We start from the raw sequence: 4,611 nt of genomic DNA, 5'->3' as shown, positions 1-4,611 counted from the left end.
GGGAGCGGGGAGGCGGGACGGCTTGCGCCGCGCGTCGGCACCATCGCGCGGGCCGCGTTGGAGGGCGGAGGGCGCCTTCGGCTGCTCGTGCTCGCGGCGCCCGTGCTCCTGCTCGCCTGCATGGGAGAGCGTCAGGTCTCGGTCCAGTTCGCCGCCCAGGTGCGCGGCGAGCCCCTGCGCTGCGATGCGAGCTACGAGAAGGTCGGTGCCTCGGGGACCAGCCTCCAGTTGCTGGACTTCAAGGCGTACGTCCATGACGTCGCGTTGGTGCGCAAGAACGGGGACCGTTTCCCCCTGGTGTTGGCGCAGGATGGGCGCTGGCAGCGCAAGACGATCGCCCTGCTCGACTTCGAGGACGGCACCGGCACCTGCAACACGGGCAGCCCGGAACTCCGCACCGAGGTGGTCGGCGTCGTGCCTGACTTCGACGACTACACCGGCGTGGAGTTCACGCTGGGGGTTCCTCGCGAGCTCAACCACAGGAATGTGGAGTGGGCCGACCCACCGCTGAACGACCCCAGCATGTGGTGGAGCTGGACGTACGGCTACAGGTACCTCCGGCTCGACGTGCGCTCGGGTGGCAACAGGGCCTATGTCTTCCACGTCCGCGCCGACGGCTGCACCGGGACGCCGGACATCGGCGTCGACTGCAGCGCGGAGAATCAGAGCACCATCCTCCTCACGGGCTTCGTGCCAGGGCGCAGCCGGGTCGTCTTCGACGTGGCCGCGCTCTTCGCGCACACGGACTTCGAGAGCTCCGGGGACGGGCTGACGGACCCTGTCCCAGGGTGCTTCTCCAGCGCCGGGGACCCGGAGTGTGCCGCGCTGCTCCCGCAGGTCGGGCTCGGCCGCGGACCCAGGGTGCTCGGCGGCACGGACGCCTTCATCCGTGTGGAATAGGTCCGGCGAGGCTCGCCTGGACCGGACTGTTCGCCGACTTGCAACGGAGTGATGAGACATGGCGCGACGATTGGGATGGAGAGCCGTGGAAGGTGCCTTGCTCCTCGTACTGCTCACGCACTGCGGGACTGAGAAGGAGCCGTCGCACGAACTCGACTCGGCGCAGGTGCTGAACATCGCCTGCGGGCGCGAGGATGCGAACCCGGTGGAGCAGAAGGGCTGCGAGGGCAGCGCGTGCGTGGTGCAGGGCCATGTCTTCGGTAAAGAGGTGGCCTACTTGTGGTTGGACGAGGGGGAGCTGGAGCTCGCGGACCTCCTCCTCAAGGACACCTGGTCCGTTCCCCGGTTCGAGCCGGTCCGCCTGCCCCAGCCGCTGACCTGGACGGAGGACCCCTACGGCGAGAAGTTCTGGCGCTACGTCTTCTACGGGTTGCGGCCCACCGCCCATCTCTTGTGGGCCTTCCGGGAGACGGGAGACGGGCGCTACCGCGACAAGCTCATGGACATCTTCAGGAGCTTCGCCGCGAACAAGAAGAACTCCGTCTTCAGCGAGGACAAGCACGGCACGGCCTACCGGGCCATGGTGCTCGTCAACTCGTATTGGAAGCTCAAGCACGCGGACGCTCTCTCCTGGCAGGACACGACGCTGCTCGAATGGCTCATCATCGAGGATGCGCGCTTCCTGGAGGACCCGAAGCATTTCGAGGCGGGCTTCAACCACGGGTTCGCCGAAGCGGCGGCGTTGCTGCTCATCGCGGAGAACTTCCCGCACTTCAAGGATGCGCCGCGCTGGCGCGAGCTGGCGCTGGAGCGCTACGACGACCTGCTCACGGATATCATCGGCTCGGACGGCTTCATCATCGAGAACTCCGCCTACTACCAGTTCTACGTCTTCACCCAGGTGTATCAGCTCTCGCAGTGGGCCCAGACGTACGGCCTGGAGATGTCTCCTCTCGTCAGGGAAGTACTGGAGCGGATGGCCCGCTTCGCCTCCTACGTGGTGCAGCCCGACGGGCGCATCCCCATGCTCGGGGCGAGCCAGCGTCTGCTGGTGCGCAAGCACCAACCGGTGTTGCTCGCGCGGATGGGCGCGGCCTTCCCTGAACTGGGCCACATGCTGACGGCGGGCATGTGTGGCACCGCGCCCACCGAGCGCCTCGCCTTCTTCGCGAGCTCCGGCGTGGCCGTGCTGCGCTCCTCGTTCGACACCGCCCTGGACTACCAGGCACAGACGCACCTGGTGTTCGACACGGGGCCCTACCGCACGGACCACAGCCACCTGGACGCCCTCAACGTGGTCCTCTACTCGGCCGGACGCACGCTGCTGACGGACTCCGGGATGTTCACCGAGGAGCCGGGAGAGGAGGAGGCCTACTTCCGCAGCACCCGCGCCCACAACACCGTGACGGTGGACGGATTGGACCAGCGCGACGGGCACGCCAGCCCCAGCCTCACCGCACAGGGGGGACAGTGGCTCTACCAGTCAGGCTTCCACGCGCTGTACGAAGGGGTGCGTCACTGGCGCGCGGTCATGCTGCTGGAGAAGGACGTCGTCCTGGTGGTGGACCGGCTCCTGTCGGAGGACTCGCACCGCTTCGAGCAGCGCTGGCAGTTCCAGCCGGACCTCACCGTCGCCACGCAGGGCGTCTCCGCCTTCGTCACCGACCCGAAGGGCAAGCGCGTCCTCCAGGTCACCCAGGCCCTGCCAGACGGCCTGTCCGTCTCCACCGTGCGCGGGGCCACCAGGCCGTATGACGGCTGGTACTCGGAGGACTACGAGGTGCGCAAGGCGTCGACGGTGCTCATCTACCCGCGCGAAGGCACGCAGGCGCACTACGCGACCCTCTTCACGAGTGGACTGAACGCCCTGTCGCCGGCCTATGTCTCAGCCGTGCCGCTGCAGGAGGGGGTCGACGTACACGCCTGTGCCGCGGGTCGTGGCTATCGTATCCGGGTGCAGCGGCCCGCCGAAGCGGACGAGGCCGTCACGGTCACCGCCGCACCCGAGTCCTGTGCGCGGGAGAATGCAGGCTCTCCCGGCTCGCCCTGAGCCGTTCGTCCAGGGGTCCACGACAAAGGCAGGGGCTCCCTCTGTCTGGCGAGCCCCTGCTTCGTTCAGGACCTTCTGGCGCTCTGCTCAGGGCGCCAGAGGTCCGACGTCCGCGGAGGTGAGCGGACGTCGCGGGCCCGCTCCGCTCACGGTCTGGTCCGCGCCCACGTCCAGCGCGCCGGTGCGCGCCTGTCCATCCATGTCCGTGGTGGGGGGCTGGGTGCCAGTGGAGGGCCGCGCCGCGCCAATCACCGGGCTCGCGGCGGTGGGACGCAGCAGGCCATCCGTCGCGCGCACCAGCTTGGGGTCCGCCCGGACGTAGCCCGCGGACGGGATGTCGCCGGGCGAGGCCGCGCCCCAGAGCACGTTGCCGGTGGCAGTGAAGCCATCCGGAGCCCGCTCGAAGTCCACCAACGCGCCCTGCTCACCGACGAGGAGGTTGTTCTCGACGCGCAGATCCCGGGCCGGAATGGGCCGGCGCGAATCAGAGGCGCCGATGACCAGGTGGGTCGGCCCGTTGCCCACCAGGGTGTTGAAGGCCACGGTCACCCGGTTTGCGACGCTGCAGTCGGTGCCGAGGCCCGTGTCCTCCTCGGTGCAGCCGCTGCTGAGGACGATGGTGCCCTGGGCGCCCGTGCCGGTGCTGCCTTCAATGTAGTTGTTGGTGATGAGGTGGTCGTGGCCGTAGATGCGCAGACCCCCCGCGTTGTTCAGGATGAAGTTGCCATCCACCACGTTCTTGTTGCCGTGGCGCAGCACCAGCGAGCCCTTGTTGTTGCGCAGGGTGTTGCCGCGGAAGACGTTCTCCGAGCTCTTGTTGGAGATGACCTCGGGGTCACCGTTGCACTCCTCGAAGAGGTTGGCCTCCACGACGGTATGCGCGCTGATGGGGCCGCGCTTGCTGTCGCCGATTCGCAGGCACTCGCCTCCCTCGGTGTCGAGGGTCAGCTTCTGGAAGAAGTTGTGATCGATGCGGTCGTTCTGCGACATGCCCGTGCTTCCATTCGGCGCATCGCCATAGACGGCGAGGAAGACGTTGGAGCTCTTCTTGTCGTGGAAGTGGTTGTGGTCGATGCGGTTGTTGGCGCTGCCCGCGCCCTCCAGCCGCATCCAGGTGCTGATGGACGTCGTGTCCTTGATGGCGAACTCGTTCCGGGTGAAGCGGACATGGGTCGAGCCGACGATTCTCAGCGCGACGTCTCCCTCTTCCACCGCATGCGTCAGCTTGAAGCCCCGAAGGATGACGTGGGAGGCACCTTCCACGAGGAAGCTCGACGCGCCGCCGATGCTCGCCCCACCCACGGTCTTCGCGGTGATGACGATGGGATCTTTCTCCGTGCCCTGGACCGACACCTCGATGGGGTCTGCGTTGGTGTAGGCGCCGTCGGCGAGCTCGATGCGGTCCCCCGGGAGGGCGGACGCAATCATGCTCCGCAGCTCGTTGAGGTTGCGTGCGCTGAGCGTCCGCTTGGGGGTGGGCAGGACATCGACCTGCTCGGGCGGAGTGGTTACAGGAGGCTCGGGGTCCGTCGGGTCGGGGATGACAGGCCCGGGGTCGGTCGTGGGAGGGGTGCCGGCGTCAGGCTCGCCGGTGCCAGGGGTAGGGTCAGGATCGCCGGTGCCGGGTGTGGGGTCTGGCTCGCCAGTGCCAGGTGTGGGGT

General features: G+C 67.9%; 3 protein-coding genes. 2 read left to right on the top strand and 1 reads right to left on the bottom strand.

Translation table 11 applies throughout. The annotated features are described in order from the left end of the window. Together FJV41_RS48045 and FJV41_RS48040 are read left to right on the top strand one after the other, a co-directional pair. On the top strand, positions 1 to 900 hold a 900-nt coding region (locus FJV41_RS48045; RefSeq protein ID WP_141649339.1), incomplete at its 5' end, for an MbnP family copper-binding protein. Positions 901 to 997: 97 nt separating this feature from the next. After that, the gene (locus FJV41_RS48040; RefSeq protein ID WP_181791471.1) at positions 998 to 2,950 is read left to right on the top strand and encodes an alginate lyase family protein; all 1,953 of its coding nucleotides are present in this window, start codon (positions 998 to 1,000) and stop codon (positions 2,948 to 2,950) included. An 87-nt stretch (positions 2,951 to 3,037) separates the two neighbouring features. Here the strand turns inward: FJV41_RS48040 and FJV41_RS48035 are convergent. Further along, the coding region (locus tag FJV41_RS48035) for a polysaccharide lyase 6 family protein (RefSeq protein WP_220137965.1) at positions 3,038 to 4,611 on the bottom strand (1,574 nt) is incomplete at its 5' end.

Origin of the sequence: Myxococcus llanfairpwllgwyngyllgogerychwyrndrobwllllantysiliogogogochensis (genome assembly GCF_006636215.1) — a bacterium.
In the GTDB taxonomy this organism is placed as follows: Bacteria; Myxococcota; Myxococcia; order Myxococcales; family Myxococcaceae; genus Myxococcus; species Myxococcus llanfairpwllgwyngyllgogerychwyrndrobwllllantysiliogogogochensis.
Note: the sequence above shows the minus strand (reverse complement) of the source record. Positions and strands in the feature narration are given on the sequence as shown.